This is a genomic window from Enterobacter sp. BIDMC 30 (assembly GCF_000534355.1).
Taxonomy (GTDB): Bacteria; Pseudomonadota; Gammaproteobacteria; order Enterobacterales; family Enterobacteriaceae; genus Enterobacter; species Enterobacter ludwigii.
Genome location: NZ_KI973169.1, coordinates 3,152,337 through 3,170,533 on the forward strand (window position 1 = coordinate 3,152,337; position 18,197 = coordinate 3,170,533).

Here is an 18,197-nt window from a genome sequence, read left to right on the forward strand (position 1 = left end):
GGATTCGTGGGACAAAAAAGATAAAACTCAGGCGGTCGAATGACCGCCTGGAGATGTTCACTTACGCCTGGTGACCGTTGATGTAATCAATGGCAGCCTGAACGGTGGTGATCTTCTCAGCTTCTTCGTCCGGAATCTCAGTATCAAACTCTTCTTCCAGAGCCATTACCAGCTCAACGGTGTCAAGAGAATCTGCGCCCAGGTCTTCAACGAAGGAAGCGGAGTTCACAACTTCTTCCTGCTTAACGCCCAGCTGTTCGCCGATAATTTTCTTAACGCGTTCTTCGATAGTGCTCATACTCTTAAATTTCCTATCAAAACTCGCTTTCGCGATGGTTTTCGTAGTGTATAAAATGTTGAAAAATTTGCAACTAAATCCCGGCAGTTCTTACCACGATTTTACGTTATTTTGAGGCCATTCGCCCTAATAACGCAAATATTTTTCATCGTGATTAAACCATGTACATCCCGCCGTTGACGTGGAGGGTCTCACCAGTGATGTAACCCGCTTCGTCAGAGGCTAAAAATGCAACCGCGCTGGCAATTTCTTTAGGGTCGCCTAAGCGGCCCGCTGGAACAGCTGCCAGCGTACCCGCACGCTGCTCATCAGTTAGCGCACGCGTCATGTCCGTTTCAATAAAGCCCGGAGCAACAACGTTTACAGTAATACCGCGGGACGCAACCTCACGTGCCAGCGACTTACTAAAACCGATCAGACCTGCTTTCGCCGCAGCGTAGTTAGCCTGACCAGCATTTCCCATGGTACCAACCACAGAACCGACAGTGATAATACGACCATGACGCTTTTTCATCATAGCGCGCATTACCGCTTTTGACAGACGGAATACAGATGACAGGTTGGTTTCGATGATATCGTTCCACTCGTCGTCTTTCATTCGCATTAACAGGTTATCACGAGTGATCCCGGCATTATTTACCAGAATATCCACTTCGCCAAATTCTGCGCGAATATTTTCCAGAACAGATTCGATAGATGCAGGTTCGGTCACATTCAGAACCAGACCTTTACCGTTCGCACCCAGATACTCGCTGATGGCCTTAGCGCCATTCTCGCTGGTTGCTGTACCAATCACTTTCGCGCCGCGCGCAACCAGTGTTTCAGCAATTGCACGCCCGATACCGCGGCTTGCGCCAGTGACCAGGGCAATTTTTCCTTCAAAACTCATGGTATTCCTCTTTTATTGCGAGAGTGCCGCTGACATCGCGTCCGGCTCGTTAATTGCCGAAGCAGTCAGGGTGTCAACAATACGTTTTGTCAGACCGGTGAGGACTTTACCTGGGCCGACTTCATACAGATGCTCAACGCCCTGAGAGGCCATAAACTCAACGGTTTTGGTCCACTGTACCGGGCTGTAGAGCTGGCGAACCAGCGCATCACGGATAGCGTCCGGCGAGGTTTCGCATTTCACATCGACGTTGTTCACAACGGAGATTGTCGGTGTGTTAAAAGTAATTTTTTCAAGCTCAACGGCCAGTTTATCGGCAGCAGGTTTCATCAGTGCGCAGTGGGACGGTACGCTAACGGGCAGCGGCAGAGCGCGTTTCGCGCCTGCAGCTTTACAGGCTGCACCAGCACGTTCAACCGCGTCTTTATGACCGGCGATAACCACCTGGCCTGGCGAGTTGAAGTTAACGGGAGACACCACCTGACCTTCAGCGGATTCTTCACACGCTTTTGCAATCGCAGCATCATCGAGGCCGATGATAGCAGACATGCCACCGGTGCCTTCAGGTACTGCTTCCTGCATGAACTTACCGCGCAGTTCAACCAGACGCACCGCGTCAGCAAACACGATAACACCGGCACACACCAGCGCAGAGTATTCACCCAGGCTATGGCCCGCGAGCAGCGCTGGCGCTTTACCGCCCTGCTGCTGCCAGACACGCCACAGCGCAACGGACGCCGTCAACAGCGCTGGCTGAGTCTGCCAGGTTTTGTTCAGCTCTTCGGCCGGTCCCTGTTGGGTCAGCGCCCATAAATCATAACCCAGCGCAGCGGAAGCTTCACGGAAAGTCTCTTCGATAACCGGATACTTTGCTGCCATTTCAGACAACATCCCAACGGCCTGAGAACCCTGGCCCGGGAACACAAAAGCAAATTGCGTCATTATTTAATCCTTATACTAGAAACGAACCAGCGCGGAACCCCAGGTGAACCCGCCACCAAAGGCTTCAAGCAAGACCAACTGGCCCCGTTTGATTCGTCCGTCACGTACCGCTTCATCAAATGCGCACGGTACTGACGCCGCAGAGGTATTGCCGTGACGATCCAGCGTCACCACAACATTATCCATCGACATGCCCAGCTTTTTAGCGGTCGCGCTGATGATGCGCAGGTTCGCCTGATGCGGCACCAGCCAGTCGAGTGCGGAGCGGTCAAGGTTATTCGCTTCCAGCGTTTCATCGACAATGTGCGCAAGCTCAGTCACCGCCACCTTGAACACCTCATTACCTGCCATCGTCAGGTAAATAGCGTTATCCGGATTAACGCGATCGGCGTTAGGCAGGGTCAGTAATTCGCCGTAGCTGCCATCGGCATGCAGATGCGTAGAGATGATGCCCGGCTCTTCGGACTGACCGAGCAGTACCGCGCCCGCACCATCACCAAAAATAATGATCGTCCCGCGATCGGTTGGATCGCAGGTACGTGCCAGCACGTCAGCACCGATGACCAGCGCATATTTCACGGCACCGGATTTAACATACTGATCGGCAACGCTCAGCGCATAGGTGAACCCTGCGCACGCTGCGGCAACGTCAAATGCCGGGCAGCCTTTAATGCCGAGCATGTTTTGCACCTGGCACGCTGCGCTTGGGAAGGCATGCGTGGCAGAGGTCGTGGCAACCACGATCAAGCCAATCTGATCTTTATCGATGCCCGCCATTTCGATAGCACGCTGCGCGGCTTCGTAACCCATGGTCGAAACGGTTTCGTCTGGCGCGGCAATACGACGTTCACGGATACCTGTGCGCGTGACAATCCACTCGTCAGACGTATCTACCATTTTTTCAAGATCGGCGTTGGTACGCACGTGTTTTGGCAGGTAGCTGCCGGTACCTAAAATCTTCGTATACATGTACGCTCAGTCACTTTTAGCTAATACAGATTCCAGGCGAGCGGCAATCCGCTGAGGGACTTGTCGCTGCACCGCCTGCACTGCCTGTTCAATGGCGACAGTAAATGCTCGCTGATTGGCGGCACCATGACTCTTAATCACAATGCCGCGCAATCCTAACAGACAGGCGCCATTATACTGGTCGGGGTTGAGGTGACTGAATCGCCGCGTCAGGCTTTTTTGTAACCAACGCTTTAATAAAATCAACCACCAGGCGCTTTTTTTGCCTTCTCCCTGCGATTTAAGCAGTGAAAGAAACATTCGCACGACCCCTTCCATGGTCTTCAACGTTACGTTCCCGGTGAAGCCATCACACACCAGAACATCCGTTTTCCCCGTCAGCAACTCATTGGCTTCGAGATAACCAATATAGTTGATGGAGGGAACCTGTTTGAGCAATTCGGCAGCTTCGCGAATACTGTCCAGGCCTTTGGTCTCTTCTTCACCGATGTTCAATAACGCAACACGGGGATTGTTTATCCCGACCACTTCTTCTGCCAGCACCGACCCCATCACGGCAAACTGAGCCAGCATTGTACTATCACAATCGACGTTAGCACCCAAATCGAGCACCACGGTCTTGCCCTTCTGCTGATGCGGTAATACCGTCACCAGCGCCGGACGCTCAATACCTTCAATAGGTTTGAGCAACAATTTCGACAGCCCCATCAGCGCGCCGGTATTTCCCGCACTGACGCAAGCCTCCGCGCGTCCTTCCTTCACCAGCTCCAGCGCCATTCGCATAGAACTGCCCCGGCTATTGCGAATCGCCTGCGATGGACGTGCATCACTGGCAATAACTGACTGCGCAGGAATAATCTGCAGACGCGAACGTTGTTCGAAGTCAGCTTTTGCAAGTAATGGCGTGATTGTGTCGGGATTGCCGACTAAAAGAAGTGTGAGTTGCGAATTAGAATTCAGTGCCTGCAAAGCTGCAGGCACTGTCACGGAAGGGCCAAAATCCCCTCCCATGACATCTAACGCCAGGGTTAGACGTGTCAAGGTATCGTCACAGCCTGGTTCGGTAAATTCCCCGTTTGCACGGGGAAATCCTCACTAAGCCTAATCACGCTGACGCGTGATTACTTAGTGATAACCTTGCGGCCGCGGTAGAAACCGTCAGCGGTGATGTGGTGACGCAGGTGTTTCTCACCAGAAGTCTTGTCTACAGACAGGCTGGTAACTGCAGTCAGCGCGTCATGGGAACGACGCATGCCACGTTTGGAACGGGTTGGTTTATTCTGTTGTACGGCCATGGACCTTACTCCTCAATTACTTACGCTTTAAGCTGGCTAATACGGCAAATGGGTTTGGTTTTTGCGCTTCATCAGGCAGTTCCCCAAAGACCATGTCCGCCTCGGACACTTCACAGTGTTCAGATTCATGCACCGGAACGACTGGCAAGGAGAGGATGATTTCATCTTCAACCAGAGCCAGAAGATCGATTTCACCGAATTCATTAACTTCAATCGGTTCATACGCTTCCGGGAGTGCTTCAGCCTGTTCGTCAGAACGGACCGGACTGAAACAATACGTTGTGTGAACATGCTGTACAAACGGTTTCCCGCAACGCTGACATTCGAGGGTTACCGTCACCTTTGCATCGCCGGTTAAAACTGCGAGACGCTGGTTATCGATAGCAAACGACATGGAGCATTCTACATCACTGTCCACACTGACTACGGATTCGGCGACACGCTCAGCCTGATCGGAAGTATAAATACCTTCGTAATCGAGGCGTTTTTGAGCCGTGCGAACCGGATCAAGAGTCAGGGGTAATTTTACCTTTTGCATAGGGCGCGCATATTAACTTTGTAACGTCATATAGTCAAAGAAAAAGGCAACCACAGCTGCCTTTTGCCAATTATTCGCACACATTGCGGCCTGTAGTTTAAAATGGCTGGCATCGATACGCTATATCTGGTGATAAAAATATGCCAAATCTCGTTCTTGCCTCCACCTCACCCTACCGCCGAATGTTGCTGGAAAAGCTCGGGATCCCGTTTGAATGCGCGGCGCCGGAAGTTGACGAGACGCCGCAGCCGGGCGAATCACCGCGTCACCTGGTCACCCGTCTTGCGAAGGAGAAAGCGCAATCACTTGCCGCACGCTACCCTTCGCATTTGATTATAGGCTCCGATCAGGTTTGTGTGCTGGACGGTGTTATCACCGGAAAGCCGCACACTGAAGCGAATGCCTGCCAGCAGCTTATGCAAGCGCGGGGCAATATCGTCACCTTTTATACGGGTCTGGCACTCTACAACTCCGCCTCGGGTCACCTGCAAACCGAATGCGAACCTTTCGACGTCCATTTTCGCCATCTTAGCGAGCAGGAAATCGCCGACTATGTGCGTCGGGAGCGACCGCTCAATTGCGCCGGAAGCTTCAAAAGTGAAGGTCTGGGGATTGCCCTGTTCGACAAGCTGGACGGACGTGACCCGAACACGCTGGTCGGGTTGCCGCTGATAGCATTGTGCCAGATGCTCAGACGCGAGGAGTGTAATCCGCTGAAGATGTGAGTATTACGGGTGATACCTCACTTACCGGCCTGAGAGACCTCAGGTCGGTAAGTGCCAGCCAAATCAGCCGCGCAGCACCTTCAGGCAGCGTTTTAACTGCTCATCAAGGGGGGCTTCAATGCGGATTGTTTCGCCGGTATTCGGGTGAGTGAACGTCAGTGCCGCCGCATGCAGGAACAGGCGTGACAACCCGGTGCCCGCCAGCTGCTTATCAAACTCCTTGTCGCCATAGCGGTCATCAAATGCGATCGGATGACCGGCATACTGCGTATGTACGCGGATCTGGTGGGTACGGCCGGTTACCGGGCTGCAGCGCACCAGCGTGGCGAACGCATAGCGCTCTTCCACTTTGAAACGCGTCTCAGACGGCTTCCCTTCCTGATTCACACGTACAATGCGCTCACCGCTTTGCAAAATATTCTTCAGCAAAGGTGCCTGCACTGCCTTAACGTGGGACTGCCAGTGGCCGCGAACCAGCGCCAGATAATCCTTCTGCATCCCTTTTTCACGCAGCTGCTCATGCAGGGAACGCAGGGCAGAACGTTTTTTTGCGACCAGCAGCACGCCGGAGGTATCGCGATCGAGACGGTGAACCAGTTCGAGGAAACGGGCTTCGGGACGCAGCGCACGCAGGCCTTCAATCACGCCAAAGCTGAGACCACTCCCGCCATGGACAGCGGTACCTGACGGTTTATTCAGCACCAGGATATGATCATCCTCATAAAGGATAACGTCACTCAGGGCGGCCACTTTCTGCAACCTGGGTGAAACGACCTCTTCTTCGCGTTCCGCAACACGGACCGGCGGGATACGCACTTCATCACCGGCTTCGAGTTTGTACTCAGGCTTCACGCGTTTTTTGTTAACCCGCACTTCACCCTTGCGCAGGATGCGGTAAATCATGCTCTTTGGCACGCCTTTGAGTTGGGTGCGCAAAAAGTTATCGATACGTTGCCCCGCGTCGTCTTCCGCGATGGCAACCATTTTTACGGCTGGAGTCTCTGTTTTCATGGTTGGCGATTCTAAATATCGTCAGCCATTAGCGCCACTCATTTTTCTATGCTTATATTTACTTTTATCCGGCCTGTCCCCTGTTTCACGCAATCGATTTGGTGGTTATTAAACCAATCACCACCTTGAAGTGAAGAAACTGTGAGTAACCGGGTGATAATTGGTAAAAGTCATCTTGCTATAACCCGGCGAGCAGTGGAATAATGAACTCGTTTTCCGTGTTAAATCCTGGTTAAGTAAGGATCTCGACGGAATGACCAATTTTGTCTGACCGATCATCCACGCAGCAATGGCGTAAGACGTATTGATCTTTCAGGCAGTTAGCGGGCTGCGGGTTGCAGTACTTCCCGGTATAAGGATTGTTCTCTGGAGAGTTCTACCCAGGCAATTCCCCTGATAATTGCGCTGTGTTTCCGTATGAAATACAGGCAACCGACACTCTGCGCCTCTTAAGCGAGCGACAACCGTGAGGTTGGCGACGTGAATAGACACGAGGCCATCGGTTCATACCCCGGAAAGCGTCACCTTGCCCGCAGCTTTGTCGTCAATGTAAGAATAACGAGTAAGTTACGATGAAAAGAATGTTAATCAACGCAACTCAGCAAGAAGAGTTGCGTGTCGCCCTTGTGGATGGGCAGCGCCTGTACGATCTGGATATCGAAAGTCCTGGACACGAACAGAAAAAAGCGAACATTTACAAAGGTAAAATCACCCGCATTGAACCAAGCCTTGAAGCTGCATTTGTCGATTACGGTGCTGAGCGTCACGGTTTCCTCCCTCTGAAAGAAATCGCCCGCGAATATTTCCCTGCAAACTATAACTCCCATGGCCGCCCAAACATCAAAGATGTGCTGCGTGAAGGTCAGGAAGTCATTGTTCAGATTGATAAAGAAGAGCGTGGCAACAAAGGTGCCGCACTGACCACCTTTATCAGTCTTGCGGGAAGTTATCTGGTTCTGATGCCAAACAACCCGCGTGCCGGTGGTATCTCTCGCCGCATTGAAGGTGATGACCGTACCGAGCTGAAAGAAGCGCTGGCAAGTCTTGAGCTGCCTGACGGCATGGGGCTTATCGTGCGTACCGCAGGCGTCGGCAAATCTGCCGAAGCGCTGCAGTGGGATTTAAGCTTCCGTCTGAAGCACTGGGAAGCAATCCAGAAAGCAGCAGAAAGCCGCGCAGCGCCGTTCCTGATTCACCAGGAAAGCAACGTGATTGTGCGTGCCTTCCGTGACTACCTGCGTCAGGACATCGGTGAGATTCTGATCGATAACCCGAAAGTGCTTGAGCTGGCGCGCCAGCACATTGCTGCGCTGGGTCGTCCGGATTTCACCAGCAAAATCAAACTGTACACCGGTGAAATCCCGCTGTTCAGCCATTATCAGATCGAATCGCAGATTGAATCCGCTTTCCAGCGTGAAGTGCGTCTGCCATCCGGTGGTTCTATCGTTATTGATACGACCGAAGCACTGACCGCCATCGACATCAACTCCGCACGTGCTACGCGCGGCGGTGATATCGAAGAGACCGCCTTCAACACCAACCTTGAAGCCGCTGATGAAATCGCCCGCCAGCTCCGCCTGCGCGACCTGGGTGGTCTGATTGTTATCGACTTTATCGACATGACCCCTGTTCGCCACCAGCGTGCGGTTGAAAACCGTCTGCGCGAAGCGGTACGTCAGGATCGTGCTCGTATCCAGATTAGCCATATCTCACGCTTCGGCTTGCTGGAGATGTCCCGTCAGCGTCTGAGCCCTTCACTCGGTGAATCCAGCCATCACGTCTGTCCGCGCTGCTCCGGTACCGGTACCGTTCGTGATAACGAATCTCTGTCCCTCTCTATTCTGCGTCTGATTGAAGAAGAAGCGCTGAAAGAGAACACCAAAGAGGTTCATGCCATTGTTCCCGTGCCAATTGCGTCCTACCTGCTGAACGAAAAACGTGCGGCCGTCAGCGCAATTGAATCACGCCAGGGCGATGTTCGCTGCATCATCGTACCTAACGATCAGATGGAAACCCCGCACTACCACGTGCTGCGTGTCCGTAAAGGTGAAGAGACCAGCACGCTCAGCTATCTGCTGCCTAAGCTGCATGAAGAAGAGATGGCGCTGCCTTCCGATGAAGAACCTGCCGAGCGCAAACTGCCAGAGCAGCCAGCCTTAGCGACCTTCATCATGCCTGAAGCTCCGCCAGAAACGGCACTGGAAAAACCCGTGACCAAACCGGTTGCGCAAAAACCAGAAGCCGTTGCGGTCAAAGCCCAGCCAGAACAACCGGGTCTGCTGAGCCGCCTCTTCGGTGCGCTGAAGAAGATGTTTGCAGGCGAAGAAGTCCAGCAGCCTGAGCAACCGAAAGAAGCACCGAAAGAAGCGAAACCTGAACGTCAGCAGGACCGTCGTAAACGTCAGAACAACCGCCGTGACCGTAACGATCGTAATGACCGTAACGAACGCCGTGACAACCGTTCGGACAATAATGAGGGTCGTGAGCAACGCGAAGACAACCGTCGCAACCGTCGCGAGAAGCAACCGCAGAATGTTGAAGATCGTGAAATTCGCCAGCAGGCGGGCGATGAGTCTGAGAAGAGCAAACAGCGCGACGAGCAGCAGCCACGCCGTGAGCGTAGCCGTCGTCGTAACGACGAGAAGCGCCAGGCGCAGCAGGAAGTCAAAAACCTGAACCGCGAAGAGCCTGTTGAACAGCAGGAAAGCGAGCAGGAAGAACGTACTCAGGTTATGCCGCGTCGTAAGCAGCGCCAGCTGTCACAGAAAGTGCGTGTAGGTGCCCTGCCGGTGGAAGAGACCGTCATCGTCCCTGCAGAAGCAAGTGACACTGCACCAGGCACTCAACTGGCGAAAGTGGATCTGCCGGCCGTCGTCGAAAACAACGCTGAGCAAGACGATAACGGTGAAGGCCGTGATAACGCGGGTATGCCACGTCGTTCACGCCGTTCTCCGCGTCACCTGCGCGTCAGCGGTCAACGTCGTCGTCGTTATCGCGATGAGCGTTACCCGACACAGTCGCCAATGCCATTAACCGTGGCGTGCGCGTCTCCTGAAATGGCATCCGGTAAAGTCTGGATCCGCTACCCGGTTGCTCGTCAGGAGCAGGTTGTGGAAGAACAGGCTGTCACCGAAGAGGTGATTGCCCCGGTAGCCGCAACTGAAGAAGCGGTAAATGAAGCCGCTATCGTGGTTGAGCCACAGGCCGTTGAGTCAGAAGCGCCTCATGCAGTAGACGTTGAAACCACGCACCCAGAAGTGATTGCCGCGCCGGTTGACGCCGCACCGCAGCTTATTGCTGAAGAAGACACCGTGGTCGCTGAAGACGTTGTTGCTGAGGTTCAGCCAGCAGCAGCGGTAGAAGAGACCCCGGACGTGGTTGTCGAAACCGTGACTGAAGACGTGGTTCAGGACGTTGAAATTGACGTCGAACCGGTGCGTGAAGCCGCGAAAGCAGAAGAGCCAGAAGTGAAAGCCGAGCCGGTAATCACCGCTCCGGCCCCTGCTCACGTTGCGACAGCCCCGATGACTCGCGCACCAGCGCCGGAATATGTGCCGGAAGCGCCGCGTCACAGTGACTGGGTCCGCCCTGCGTTCAACTTTGACGGTAAAGGCTCTGCCGGTGGCCACAGTGCAACGCATCAGGCGACGGCACCGGCTACCCGTCCGCAGTCTGTTGAGTAACGACACATAGCGTAAAAAGCCGACCTTCGGGTCGGCTTTTTTATTGCTCGCGTGCCGGCTTTCTCATACCCGCAATGTCCGGCATCACCCTCTTCATCATCTCCAGAAAACGGCGTAAACGCGCCGGATAATAACGCGACCACGGATAAACCAGATGAACCGGGAGCGCGGCGGGCTGCCACTGTGGAAGCAAATGCACTAAGCGCCCTTCCTGGATATCCTGCTTGACCGTCCAGCTTGAAACCATCGCCACCCCTAACCCTGTCAGGGCGGTATTGCGCGCAACATGCAGGCTATCCGTGCTTAGTCGTGGCGCAATGGAGATACGTTTTACCTGCGCAAGATCATCCCACAACTCCACATGTCGCTGATAGAACGTGCTGATGGCAATCCAGGGAAGCGCCTGCAGATCCTCCGGTGTGTGAACCGGCGCAAACTGCTCCAGCAGCGCAGGCGAAGCTACCACACAGCGTGGCACTTCCGCCAACAGCACGGAGACGGTTGCCGGATCCACCTCTGCGCCAACTCGAATAGCACAATCCAGATTGTCGCTCAGAAAATCCACCGACTTATCGTTGAGCATCCACTCCACCGACAGCTGAGGATAACGCTGCAAAAACTCCGTTAACGGCCTCAGAAGCTGATCCTGCCCAAAGGCGTGCGGTGCACGTACCCGTAACACGCCGACCGGCTCGTCCTCCGTCTGGCCGATTTCATCTTCCAGTGCCAGCCAGCTATCAATGACCCGCCGGGCATGTTGATAGCAGCGCTCGCCGTCATCGGTAAGTTTTGTTGCATGGGTGGTTCGCAATAAAAGCCGTACCCCCAGCAGCGTTTCCAGAGACTGAAGGCGGCGGCTCACCGTAGCCTGGCTCGTCGCAAGCAGTCTTGCCGCCCCGGATAGCGATCCGCTTTCCACAATACGAACAAATGTGCGCATGAGTTCCACCCTGTCTATACGCTCAACTCGCTTCATTATTTTCTCTGCTATACGCCAAACGTATAAGCGTTTTACCACCAGGCCCTCTACCGTCGCAAGGCGTAGTGATAAAAAATAGCGGCACATTATGAGTGAGGAACGTCTTATGAACACAACAACTGCTCCCCATGCCGCCAGTCGCTGGGTGATTTTTATGCTGGCTCTGGGGGCTGGGTTTAGCGTCGCATCCATTTACTACGCGCAACCGCTGCTGCCGCTGATAGGCGCCGACCTTCATCTTAGTATTGAAGGGATGGGGCTGGTCCCGACGCTGACCCAGGCAGGCTACGCGCTCGGTATTCTTTTTCTGTTGCCGCTTGGCGATCGTCACGACCGCAGGACGTTAATCCTGATAAAAAGCGCCGCCCTGGCACTGTTTCTGCTGGGCTGCAGCCTGACCGGGCAGCAGCACTCACTGCTGCTGGCAAGCCTGCTGATTGGCATGGCCGCGACCATGGCACAAGATATCGTTCCCGCAGCGGCTATCCTCGCCCCCGAAGGGAAACAGGGAAAAACCGTGGGAACCGTGATGACAGGGTTGCTGATGGGCATCTTGCTGTCGCGAACCGTCAGCGGTGTGGTGGGTGAAGCTTTTGGCTGGCGCGTCATGTATCAGTTGGCCGCTGTAAGCATCGCATTTATTGGGGCGGTGATGTGGCGGGTACTCCCGCGTTTTGCCATTCACTCCACGCTGAGTTATCCCGCCCTGATGCGCTCAATGGAACATCTGTGGCGTCGTTATCCGGCTCTGCGTCGTGCAGCACTGGCACAAGGTTTTCTCTCGATTGCCTTTAGCGCCTTTTGGTCAACGCTGGCGGTCATGCTGCTGGAGCGCTATCATCTGGGGAGCGCCGTCGCGGGTGGTTTTGGTATTGCCGGGGCCGCGGGGGCCTTAGCCGCCCCGCTGGCGGGAGGTCTGGCGGACAAGCTGGGCGCCGGAAAAGTCACGCAGCTTGGCGCAGCACTGGTTACCGTCTCGTTTGCCCTGATGTTCCTGATGCCCGCGCTGGGTCTTCATGGACAACTGATTCTGATTGCAGTCTCAGCCATCGGGTTTGATCTGGGCCTGCAGTCGAGTCTGGTGGCGCACCAGAATCTGGTCTATAGCCTTGAGCCTCAGGCCAGGGGGCGTCTTAATGCCCTGCTGTTTACGGTGGTCTTTATCGGCATGGCGTTGGGTTCGGCTGCGGGGAGTAAAATCTACACGCTGGCTGGCTGGACGGGCGTGGTTGCCCTGGCAACGGTATGCGGTGTCATTGCGCTGGCAATACGTCTAATTGAAAGTGCACGCGTCGCCTCCGCACCGGCAGAAATCGCGTAAAAAAAATGCCCAATCCACACGGATTGGGCAGTAAAACATGCCCAGTTTCAAGACATGTTCCAAGAGGTCAAGATGTTATCTGTTCAGCTGGAACAGGGACATGCCCTGCATATCGCTAAACGCTTTATAAGATGCCTGCAGCGCGGCCTGCTGCATGGTGTAAGAGGAGATCGCTGCATTCCAGTCCACATCAACCAGGTCGCTCATCTGCTTAGTCTGGCCCAGTGCACGATCGTCACCAAGGTTATCCAGCTTTTCAAGCTCGTTCATCTTGGTACCTACATCAGCAGCGACAGTAAGAATGTTGTTCTGGGTATTTGTGATGCCGGTTTGAGCATCAGAAATGATTTTCCCCTGTGCTTCAGCTGCAGCAGAGTCGGTATCGACGGGAACCTTAAGCGCGGTAATCGCCGTATCGAGGATCTTGAACATGTTCGTCTCGCCATATCCGCCACCTGGCAGTTCTTTGGCGTTACTGGTGATGCTTTCGAAGATCTGCTGACCCGTGTGGCTAATGACCATATTACGCGCGGTATCAACCTGCTGCGAAATAGCCTCAGTACCGCCTTTGTAGTCACCGGTAACGGAATCAAACGGTGGCACTTCAGTCTTAAAGCCGGCAAAGATAAACCGACCATTACCATCCGCGGTGTTTGCAAGGTTCATCAATTGGTCGCGAATACCTTGCAAATCGCTCGCCAGCGACAGGCGATCGTCATCACTTAAGGTTGCGTTTCCGGCATAGACTAATTTCTCTTTAGCACTGGTGATAGCGACAGTAACCTGGTTAAGCACATTATCTTCGAGAGAAACTTTTTGTGATGCGAACGATCTTGCCAACGCAAACTGGCTATTTTGTGACTGTGATTGTGACAGAACAATAGCCTGCGACGCCGCGATGGGATCGTCCGACGGGCGATTGACACGCTTGCCGGTGGACATTTGTTCACCATAACTCAACCACTTGCTCTGGGAATCGGTGATCCCGCGCATGTTTTGGTCGTACATCATCTGGGTGCTAATACGCATGTTTCACCTCAGCCTTAGCGAATATTAATGATTGCATCAAAGAGCGAGCTGGCAGTTTGTAGAACCTGCGCATTAGCGAGGTAATACTGCTGATAGCGCTGCAAATTGCCGTACTCTTCGTCAAGGTTTACCCCTGAGATCGACTGCTGCTGTTTGGTTAACTGCGTCGCTACATTCGCTTTCGTTTCGCTGCTGGTTTTCAGTGCCGCTGTTGAGCTACCAACGGTACTGACGAGGGAAGCATAAGCATCATTGAAAGACTTATTCCCGCCGACAAGCTTGCTATTTTGCAGATCCAGCAATTTTTGACCGTTGCGGTTGTCACTTTCGCCACCGGCGCTTGTCGATGCCATCGCCAGCTTGGACTCATCATTAAACTTGAGTTCCATGTTTACGATGACATCAGAAACGGGTTTCACAACAAAACTGTCTTTGTTATTCGCGGTACCGCTCACGTTGACATTCAGGCCGTCGAAAGACAGATTGCCGCTCGCATCCGGACTCATCGTGAAACTGGTCTTATCCGACGTACGCGTAATGGTCCAGTCGGTTCCGTTGAACTGCAGCTTATAATCCGTTGCCTGGACTTTAGTACTGTCAGCCACGGAGGCTGTCAGCGCGGCGGTACCTGAATTCTTGCTGTTGGACACAACCGCAGGCGAGCCAAAGTCAAAGAGCTTGCCGCCAGCATCGCCGTTAGCATCAAAACCCGCTTCATGCTGCTTGTTCATCGCGTCAGCAAAGGCCAGCGCCATCTGGTTAAGGCTATTACGCGCTTTATCCAGATCTTCAGAGCGGAAGGTGAGTAAACCGCCAAGGGTGCCGGTGGTAATCAGCTTCTCAGGAATTTCGATATTGCCGGAAACATCATCGGTATAGGCCAGCGTTGTACGGGTTGGGTCTGCGCTGGAATTCACCGCAGCCAGCTGGTTCGCTTTGCTCCCCTGTACCAGGCTGTAACCGGTGCCAAATGAGACGTTATACGTGCCGCCATCCTGCACAGAAACTTCAACACCGACAATTTTATTCAGTTCGCTCACCAGCTGATCGCGTTGATCGAGCAGGTCATTTGGTGATGAGCCAGCACCCACGCCGGTCAGACGGGAAATCTGATCGTTCAGGTTCGCAATCTGTTTGGCGTAGTTATTAATTTGATCGACGCTGGCAGAAATCGCGGTATTCACCTGAGAATCCTGATCGCGAAGATACTGATCGTTGGTTTTAAACTGATTGACCAGGCCATCCGCTTTGCCCAGCACCGTCTGGCGCGCAGCCGGATCTTCTGCGTTGCTCACCAGAGTCTGCAGACTTTTGAAGAAGTCCTGCAGCGTGGTAGAGAGCGAGTTGGTGGTATCCGAGAGCACATCATCGATCTTTGACATCTGCTGATAGCGCGTAGTCAGGCCGCTGCTCTGGGTCTGCGCGGCGCGCAGCTGGTTGGTAATGAATGCATCATACTCACGCTGGACACCGGAGACATAAACCCCGTTACCTACCCAGCCACCGCCGGTCAGCGTGCTGTTTGACGCGCCCAGCACTGTCGTCTGGCGGGTATAACCTGCCACGTTATAGCTTGAAATATTATTACTGACGGTATTGAGTGCCGACTGCGCAGCACTGAGGCCACTCATGGCACTGTTAATCAAACTGGACATGGGGGTTCCTTTTATACGTTCAGACACGAGTCCTGATGAAGGTTATCGGCAGCCTCCACCGGGACTTGAGAACTTTCAGAACAGATTTTCGATATCTGTGCTATAGGCTTTGCTGACCTTCTCGCCCATCGATTTCAGCTGCTGAATCATACTGGTGAGCTTACGCGCATAGTTCGGATCGGTGGCGTAGCCCGCATTCTGCAGTGCCTGAGCGCCCTGCTCCGCGGTTGCCGCCTGTGTAACGGCGGTGTAACGCGGATTTCGGGTCAACAGGCCCACATAGTCGGATAAGGCTTCCAGATAGGAGCTATAGACGCGGAATTTGGCTTTAACCTTCACCGCCGCACCGTTTTCATATTCAGTGGTGGTGATCTCGGTGGTCGGCCCCTTCCAGCTCGACGTGGCCTTCACGCCGAAGATGTTAAAGCTCGGATCGCCGTTTTCTTTACGGATCTGCCGCTGACCCCAGCCGGACTCCAGCGCCGCCTGCGCGAGGATCAGGTGATGAGGCACGCCGCTCTGTTCACTGGCAAGACGTGCCGGCAGCGAGAGCTGCGCCAGGAAGTCTTTGCTGTCGCCAGAAAGTGGCTCATCGCTGGTGCTCGTGGCCTTCGGTACGGCTTTGCGCACCATCTGCGTCAGGGCCTGATTCTGATAACTGGTCACCGTTTGCAGGTCGAACTTCATCGGCACCTGCTGTGGCTTATCATCCGGCTGGATGCCCTGCGCGGCTTCGGTCTGTTTGACAATCATATCAGCCAGACCGAGGCCTTTCCCGGCGGTCATCTGCTGCGCAATCTGCTGGTCATACATGCTGGTGTAAAGACGGGTTGAATCACTGCTGAACATCCCGTCTTTCGGCAGGGTTTCACGCATGCTTTTCAGCATCATCTGTACAAACATCCCTTCCACCTGGCGGGCGACCGGGCGGATATTCGCCGCCGGGTCCTTACCTGCTTTGGTTTTCAGTTCGTTGAGCGACTGGGCATCCCAGGCAGCACCGGTCAACAGCTTGCTATCGGTCAGCATCAGATGATTTCCAGTTTGGCGCGCAGACATCCCGCACTTTGCATGGATTGCAGAATCGACATCAGATCCATCGGCGTCGCCCCCAGGGCATTCAGGGCCCGAACCACGCTATTGAGGTTCGCGCTGGAGCGTACGCTCTGCAGCGACCCACCGCTCTGGCGCAAATCAATCTGCGTTTGTGGCGTCACCACGGTCTGGCCACCCCCGAACGGGGTATCAGGCTGACTGACGTTGGCGGAGCGGTTAACCGTCACGGAGAGGTTACCCTGCGCCACGGCACAGCTGTCGAGCGACACTTCGCGGTTCATCACGACCGAACCGGTGCGCGAGTTGATAATCACTTTGGCATCCTGAACCGGAACATTCACTTCCATATTCTGGATATCAGCCAGCATACGGACCTGGTTGCTGCTGCCGGTAGAGGTGCGGATCTGCACGGTACGGGCATCCAGTGCCGTGGCGCTGCCGTAGCCGCGGCTACGGTTGATGGTGTCGGCAATCTGCTGCGCCATCGTGAAGTCTTCATTATTCAGCTGCAGGTTAATGGTGTTGCCTGCGCCAAACTGGGTCGGCAGTTCACGCTCAATGATCGCACCATTGGTGATACGCCCGCCGTTCAGCTGGTTCACCTGCACACTGCTGCCGCCCGCAGACGCGCCGGCACCGCCGACCAGAATGTTCCCCTGCGCCAGCGCATAAACCTGGCTGTCGACCCCTTTCAGCGGAGTCATCAGCAGCGTGCCGCCACGCAGGCTTTTGGCGTTACCCATTGACGAGACCACGACATCAATTGTCTGCCCCTGGCGCGCGAACGCCGGGTAGGAGGCGGTGACCATGACCGCGGCCACGTTTTTCAGCTGCATATTGGTTCCCGCCGGGACGGTAATACCGAGCTGGGAAAGCATGTTGTTCAAACTTTGAGTCGTGAATGGCGTCTGGGTGGTCTGGTCGCCCGTTCCGTCCAGACCCACCACCAGGCCATAGCCAATCAGCGAGTTTTCGCGTACGCCCTGAACGCTGGTGAGATCGCGAATACGGTCAGCCTGGGCAAACGTTGCCACCAGCGCCAGCGCCACGGCGAAGATCGATTTAAACATGGGTCACCTCGCTTACATCGGCGATAAGTTAAGGAAGAAACGCTGCAGCCAACCCATATTTTGCGCTTCATTGATGTAGCCGTTACCGACGTACTCGATGCGCGCATCCGCCACCTGGGTGGACGGAACGGTGTTGGTGCCGCTGATGGTGCGAGGATTAACCACGCCCGAGAAACGAATGAACTCAGTGCCCTGATTGATGGCGATCTGTTTTTCACCCACAACGTGTAAATTGCCGTTAACCAGCACCTGGTCAACCGTCACCGTCAGCGTGCCGCTAAAGGTATTGCTGGCATTCGCGCCACCTTTACCGTTAAAGGTATTGCCGCCAGAGGCCTCGACATCAGCACGCGCATTGCCGAACAGGCCCTGCAGATAGCGTGGAACGGTATCGAAACCGAAATTGGTTTTGCCATCGCGGCTGGCATTCGCCGACGAGCTCTTGCTCGCGCTGACGTTTTCCTGCAGCACAATGGTCAACGTATCGCCGACATTACGCGGGCGGCGATCTTCAAACAGCGGTTGATAGCCATAATTGATTGGCTGCGCGGTCTGGAAAATGGAGCCGTTCACCACTGGAGCCGGGCCAGGAACGGGTTGGGCGGTAGTCGCACCCTGCACTAAAGGTTTAGACGGGATCAAGGCACACCCGCTGAGGGTGACAGCCAGAACAGTCAGTATCGGATAACGAAACGCCGCGTTTTTTTGCATTGCCTTCATCTTCGAAAACAGGGAGC

17 protein-coding genes are annotated in these 18,197 nt (G+C 54.4%); 3 read left to right on the forward strand and 14 right to left on the reverse strand.

Annotation, left to right across the window (positions count from 1 at the left end; translation table 11 throughout):
* Positions 1-61: 61 nt before the first annotated feature.
* From acpP to yceD, 7 genes are all read right to left on the reverse strand, one after another.
* Positions 62-298 carry an acyl carrier protein gene (gene acpP / locus L466_RS07485; protein ID WP_003857954.1) on the reverse strand — a complete coding sequence of 79 codons (237 nt, stop codon included), beginning with the start codon at positions 296-298 and terminating at the stop codon, positions 62-64.
* A 154-nt stretch (positions 299-452) separates the two neighbouring features.
* Positions 453-1,187 (reverse strand): 3-oxoacyl-ACP reductase FabG, encoded by a 735-nt coding sequence (fabG, locus tag L466_RS07480; RefSeq protein WP_014169575.1) that lies wholly within the window; start codon positions 1,185-1,187, stop codon positions 453-455.
* Between the two features lie 12 nt (positions 1,188-1,199).
* Entirely contained in the window at positions 1,200-2,129 is a 930-nt protein-coding gene (gene fabD / locus L466_RS07475; RefSeq protein ID WP_032681253.1) for an ACP S-malonyltransferase, read from the reverse strand.
* A gap of 15 nt (positions 2,130-2,144) precedes the next feature.
* On the reverse strand, positions 2,145-3,098 hold the full coding sequence (locus L466_RS07470) for a beta-ketoacyl-ACP synthase III (protein ID WP_014169572.1): 954 nt from the start codon (positions 3,096-3,098) through the stop codon (positions 2,145-2,147).
* A gap of 6 nt (positions 3,099-3,104) precedes the next feature.
* Positions 3,105-4,139 (reverse strand): phosphate acyltransferase PlsX, encoded by a 1,035-nt coding sequence (gene plsX / locus L466_RS07465; RefSeq protein WP_014169571.1) that lies wholly within the window; start codon positions 4,137-4,139, stop codon positions 3,105-3,107.
* An 80-nt stretch (positions 4,140-4,219) separates the two neighbouring features.
* Positions 4,220-4,393: a 50S ribosomal protein L32 gene (rpmF, locus tag L466_RS07460; RefSeq protein ID WP_003857964.1), complete on the reverse strand. Its 174-nt coding sequence runs from the start codon at positions 4,391-4,393 to the stop codon at positions 4,220-4,222.
* 16 nt (positions 4,394-4,409) lie between these two features.
* Positions 4,410-4,931: a 23S rRNA accumulation protein YceD gene (yceD, locus tag L466_RS07455; protein WP_014169570.1), complete on the reverse strand. Its 522-nt coding sequence runs from the start codon at positions 4,929-4,931 to the stop codon at positions 4,410-4,412.
* 140 nt (positions 4,932-5,071) lie between these two features.
* Between yceD and L466_RS07450 the strand changes: the two genes are divergently transcribed.
* A complete protein-coding gene (locus L466_RS07450; protein WP_032677877.1) occupies positions 5,072-5,656 on the forward strand; it encodes a Maf family protein in 585 nt (194 codons plus the stop codon).
* A 63-nt stretch (positions 5,657-5,719) separates the two neighbouring features.
* Here L466_RS07450 and rluC read toward each other — a convergent pair whose 3' ends face one another.
* Positions 5,720-6,667, reverse strand: coding sequence for a 23S rRNA pseudouridine(955/2504/2580) synthase RluC (gene rluC / locus L466_RS07445; RefSeq protein WP_032681254.1), 948 nt, complete (start codon positions 6,665-6,667; stop codon positions 5,720-5,722).
* A 572-nt stretch (positions 6,668-7,239) separates the two neighbouring features.
* Here rluC and rne point away from each other — a divergent pair.
* Entirely contained in the window at positions 7,240-10,350 is a 3,111-nt protein-coding gene (gene rne / locus L466_RS07440) for a ribonuclease E (protein WP_032681255.1), read from the forward strand.
* 40 nt (positions 10,351-10,390) lie between these two features.
* Here the strand turns inward: rne and L466_RS07435 are convergent, their stop codons facing one another.
* Complete coding sequence (locus tag L466_RS07435) at positions 10,391-11,416, reverse strand: LysR family transcriptional regulator (protein WP_081750649.1); 1,026 nt, start codon at positions 11,414-11,416, stop codon at positions 10,391-10,393.
* A gap of 19 nt (positions 11,417-11,435) precedes the next feature.
* Here L466_RS07435 and L466_RS07430 point away from each other — a divergent pair, with 19 nt between their 5' ends.
* Complete coding sequence (locus L466_RS07430; RefSeq protein ID WP_032681257.1) at positions 11,436-12,650, forward strand: MFS transporter; 1,215 nt, start codon at positions 11,436-11,438, stop codon at positions 12,648-12,650.
* A 75-nt stretch (positions 12,651-12,725) separates the two neighbouring features.
* On the opposite strand, the gene flgL is transcribed toward L466_RS07430, so the two are convergent.
* The 5 genes from flgL to flgH form a co-directional block, all read right to left on the reverse strand.
* Positions 12,726-13,679 carry a flagellar hook-associated protein FlgL gene (gene flgL / locus L466_RS07425; protein WP_032681258.1) on the reverse strand — a complete coding sequence of 318 codons (954 nt, stop codon included), beginning with the start codon at positions 13,677-13,679 and terminating at the stop codon, positions 12,726-12,728.
* Between the two features lie 14 nt (positions 13,680-13,693).
* Positions 13,694-15,334 (reverse strand): flagellar hook-associated protein FlgK, encoded by a 1,641-nt coding sequence (gene flgK, locus L466_RS07420; RefSeq protein WP_020884676.1) that lies wholly within the window; start codon positions 15,332-15,334, stop codon positions 13,694-13,696.
* A 75-nt stretch (positions 15,335-15,409) separates the two neighbouring features.
* Positions 15,410-16,363: a flagellar assembly peptidoglycan hydrolase FlgJ gene (gene flgJ, locus L466_RS07415; protein ID WP_032681259.1), complete on the reverse strand. Its 954-nt coding sequence runs from the start codon at positions 16,361-16,363 to the stop codon at positions 15,410-15,412.
* A complete protein-coding gene (locus tag L466_RS07410; protein ID WP_014169561.1) occupies positions 16,363-17,460 on the reverse strand; it encodes a flagellar basal body P-ring protein FlgI in 1,098 nt (365 codons plus the stop codon). Before L466_RS07410 ends, flgJ begins: the two co-directional genes overlap by 1 nt.
* A 12-nt stretch (positions 17,461-17,472) precedes the next feature.
* Positions 17,473-18,171, reverse strand: a complete 699-nt coding sequence (gene flgH, locus L466_RS07405) for a flagellar basal body L-ring protein FlgH (RefSeq protein ID WP_023311139.1) — start codon at positions 18,169-18,171, stop codon at positions 17,473-17,475.
* Positions 18,172-18,197: the final 26 nt, after the last annotated feature.

Bases quoted from the DNA above. Each gene is read 5' to 3' on its own strand.
- acpP (WP_003857954.1), bottom strand. From the start codon at position 298: ATGAGCACTATCGAAGAACGCGTTAAGAAAATTATCGGCGAACAGCTG.
- fabG (WP_014169575.1), bottom strand. From the start codon at position 1,187: ATGAGTTTTGAAGGAAAAATTGCCCTGGTCACTGGCGCAAGCCGCGGT.
- fabD (WP_032681253.1), bottom strand. From the start codon at position 2,129: ATGACGCAATTTGCTTTTGTGTTCCCGGGCCAGGGTTCTCAGGCCGTT.
- L466_RS07470 (WP_014169572.1), bottom strand. From the start codon at position 3,098: ATGTATACGAAGATTTTAGGTACCGGCAGCTACCTGCCAAAACACGTG.
- rpmF (WP_003857964.1), bottom strand. From the start codon at position 4,393: ATGGCCGTACAACAGAATAAACCAACCCGTTCCAAACGTGGCATGCGT.
- yceD (WP_014169570.1), bottom strand. From the start codon at position 4,931: ATGCAAAAGGTAAAATTACCCCTGACTCTTGATCCGGTTCGCACGGCT.
- L466_RS07450 (WP_032677877.1), top strand. From the start codon at position 5,072: ATGCCAAATCTCGTTCTTGCCTCCACCTCACCCTACCGCCGAATGTTG.
- rluC (WP_032681254.1), bottom strand. From the start codon at position 6,667: ATGAAAACAGAGACTCCAGCCGTAAAAATGGTTGCCATCGCGGAAGAC.
- rne (WP_032681255.1), top strand. From the start codon at position 7,240: ATGAAAAGAATGTTAATCAACGCAACTCAGCAAGAAGAGTTGCGTGTC.
- L466_RS07435 (WP_081750649.1), bottom strand. From the start codon at position 11,416: ATGTGCCGCTATTTTTTATCACTACGCCTTGCGACGGTAGAGGGCCTG.
- L466_RS07430 (WP_032681257.1), top strand. From the start codon at position 11,436: ATGAACACAACAACTGCTCCCCATGCCGCCAGTCGCTGGGTGATTTTT.
- flgL (WP_032681258.1), bottom strand. From the start codon at position 13,679: ATGCGTATTAGCACCCAGATGATGTACGACCAAAACATGCGCGGGATC.
- flgK (WP_020884676.1), bottom strand. From the start codon at position 15,334: ATGTCCAGTTTGATTAACAGTGCCATGAGTGGCCTCAGTGCTGCGCAG.
- flgJ (WP_032681259.1), bottom strand. From the start codon at position 16,363: ATGCTGACCGATAGCAAGCTGTTGACCGGTGCTGCCTGGGATGCCCAG.
- L466_RS07410 (WP_014169561.1), bottom strand. From the start codon at position 17,460: ATGTTTAAATCGATCTTCGCCGTGGCGCTGGCGCTGGTGGCAACGTTT.
- flgH (WP_023311139.1), bottom strand. From the start codon at position 18,171: ATGCAAAAAAACGCGGCGTTTCGTTATCCGATACTGACTGTTCTGGCT.